This is a genomic window from Micromonospora sp. SD12 (assembly GCF_052068495.1).
In the GTDB taxonomy this organism is placed as follows: Bacteria; Actinomycetota; Actinomycetes; order Mycobacteriales; family Micromonosporaceae; genus Micromonospora; species Micromonospora echinofusca.
Genome location: NZ_JBQHDF010000040.1, coordinates 1 through 3,062, shown reverse-complemented (window position 1 = coordinate 3,062; position 3,062 = coordinate 1). Strand labels below are relative to the sequence as shown.

At 75.1% G+C, this 3,062-nt stretch carries 1 protein-coding gene; it reads right to left on the bottom strand.

Annotation, left to right across the window (positions count from 1 at the left end):
• A partial coding sequence (locus ACTMS2_RS29195; protein ID WP_441178254.1) for an acyltransferase domain-containing protein occupies positions 1-3,062 on the bottom strand: 3,062 nt, incomplete at both ends.

The window sequence follows — 3,062 nt, the reverse complement described above, 5'->3', positions numbered from 1 at the left end:
GCACCCGCGGCCTCCGGGCCACGCCGCGACACCAGCACCAGAGAGCGCACGCCGTGCACCGACACCAGGTGCTCCGCGACCAACGCCCCGAGCGCGCCCGTACCACCGGTCACCAGCACCGCACCGTCACCCACGACCGGCGCCTCCACCGCCGTGATGCCGGCCCGGACCAGGCGCGGCGAGTACACCGCACCCCCACGGACGGCCAACTGGCCGCCGGTCGCGGTCGGTTCCCGCAGGACGCCGTCCAGCAGGGCCACCAGCGCGGCATCCAGGTCGCCGTCGACATCCGCCAGGACGATGCGACCCGGATGCTCCGACTGCGCCGAGCGCAGCAGACCCCACACCGCCGCACCCGCCAGGTCGGCCACCCGGTCGTCGGCACCGACCGAGACCGCGCCCCGGGTCACCACCACGAGCCGCGACTCCGCCAGCGCGTCCGCCGCCAGCCAGGACTGCACCGTCGCCAGCATGTCCGACGTCACCGCCCCGACCGACTCCGGCGTCGCCGAGCCGGGCGTGGGGAACACCGGCAGCAGCAGCGTCCGGGGGACGGACTCCTCCCCCGCGGCCGTCGCCACGTCGGGGTACGTGGGCACTCCGACGGGTGCCAGCAGCTCCTGGCCGCCGGTCACCAGCGCCCATCCGGAAAGCTCCCCGGCGGAGGCGGCCTCCACCGCCGGCCACCGCAGCTCGAACAGCGACCGCGACGCCACGCCCGGCGCGGCCACGCCGGTCAGCTCCCGCAGCGCGAGGGAGTCCACCGACACCACCGGCGCACCCGACTCGTCGTACGCCACCAGCCGCAGCCCCGAACCGTTGCGGCTCAGGCGCACCCGCAGCAGGCCCGCGCCCGAGGCGTACACCTGCACGCCCTCGAACGCGAACGGCACCCGTGGGCCGCCCGACTTTTCACCACCCAGCAGCAGCCCGATCGGGTGCAGGGCGGCGTCCAGCAGCGCCGGGTGCACGCCGAACCCGGCGGCCTCCGTCGCGGCGTCGCCCGGCAGGACCACCTCGGCGTACGCCTCGTCGCCGCCGGTCCAGGCACGCCGGAGACCCTGGAAGATCGGCCCGTACGTCAGGCCGTGCTCCGCCAGCGTCGCGTACCACCCGGCGAGGTCCACCTCGGACGTCCCGGCGGGGGGCCAGGTGATCGTGTCGGGCTCGTCGGCCGTGGACGACTCCAGCACGCCCTCCGCGTGCCGGGTCCAGCCCGCCTCGGGGTCGTCGTCGGGGCGGGAGTAGACGGCGACCGCGCGGTACGCGGAGCCACCGGTTGCGTCCACCCGTACCTGGATCCGCACGCCCCCGGTTTCGGGGAGCACCAGCGGGGCGGCCATGGTCAGCTCCCGTAGCCGGGAGAGGCCCACCTCGTCGCCGGCCCGCACGGCCAGCTCCACCAGGGCGGTACCCGGCAGCAGCGTCAGCCCGGAGACCGTGTGGTCGGCCAGCCACGGGTGCGTGGCCAGGGACAGCCGGCCCGTCAGCACCATCTCGTCGTCGCCGGCCAGATCCACCGTCGCGCCGAGCAGCGGGTGCCCGGTGCGGCCGAGCCCGGCCCCGGACACGTCGCCCGTACGCGACCGGTTGGCGGCGGGCCAGTAGCGCTGGTGCTGGAAGGCGTACGTGGGCAGGTCGACCCGCCGCGCGCCCGTCTCGGCGAACCACTGCGTCCAGGACACGGGAACCCCGTGCACGTGCAGCTCCGCCAGGGCGTGCAGCAGCGCCTGCGGCTCCGGCCGGTCGCGGCGCTGCACGGCGACGGCCAGCACGGCATCGTCGTCGGGCAGCACGTCAGCCGCCATCGCCGTCAGGACGCTCTGCGGCCCGACCTCCAGGAACGTGTCGACACCGGCGGCCCGCAACGCCGTGACCCCGTCGGCGTAGCGCACGGCCTCGCGGACGTGCCGCACCCAGTACTCCGGGGTGCGGATCTCGTCGCCGGCCAGCGCACCGGTCACGTTCGACACGATCGGCAGCAGCGGCGTGGTGAAGGTGAGTCCGGACAGGACGGTGCGGAACTCGTCGAGCATCGGCTCCATCAGCGGGCTGTGGAACGCGTGGCTGACGGTCAGCCGGCGAGTGCGGGTGCCCCGGTCGCGCCAGAGCCGCTCCACCTCGTCCAGGGCCTCGGCGGCACCGGAGACGACCACGGCCGTCGGACCGTTGACGGCAGCGATGCCCAGCCGGTCGGCGAGCCCGGCGAGAGACTCCGCCACCGCCGCCTCGTCGGCAGCCACCGCCAACATTCCGCCACCCGTGGGCAGCGCCTGCATCAACCGGCCCCGCGCGGCGACGAGGGCGCACGCGTCCGCCAGGGACAACACACCGGCCACGTGCGCGGCCGTGACCTCGCCGATCGAGTGGCCGGCCAGCATGTCCGGCACGACGCCGAACGACTCCACCAGACGGAACAGGGCCACCTCGACCGCGAACAGGCCGGCCTGGGTGAAGACGGTCTGGTCCAGCAACTCCGCCTCGGCCGAACCCGCCGACGCGAACAGCACCTCCCGCAGCGGACGCGGCAGCAACGCGTCGAGCTGCGCGCACACCTCGTCGAGCGCGGCGGCGAACACCGGGAACTGGGCCGACAGGTCCCGGCCCATGCCCGCGCGCTGCGCACCCTGACCCGAGAAGAGCAGGGCGAGCTGGCCGCGCTGGCCGGCGGTGCCGGAGACGACGGTACCGGTGGGGTCGCCGTCGGCGAGGGCGCTCAACGCCGTGACCAGGTCGTCCCGGTCGGCGGCGGTGACCACCGCGCGCTGCTCCAGCGCGGGCCGGGTGGTCACCGAGGACCAGGCGACATCCAACGGACGCGGGGCCTCGTCGACGCTCAGCCAACGCGCCCACCGGCCCGCCTGCGCCGACAACGCCGCACCGTCGCGGGCCGACAGCAACACCGGCACCACCAGCGGCACCTCACGGACGACGATCTCACCCTCGACCACCTCGGCCGGCGGCTGCTCGATGATCACATGCGCATTCGTCCCGGAGATCCCGAACGACGACACCGCCGCCCGACGCGGCCGATCCACGACCGGCCACGGAGTGGGCTCGGT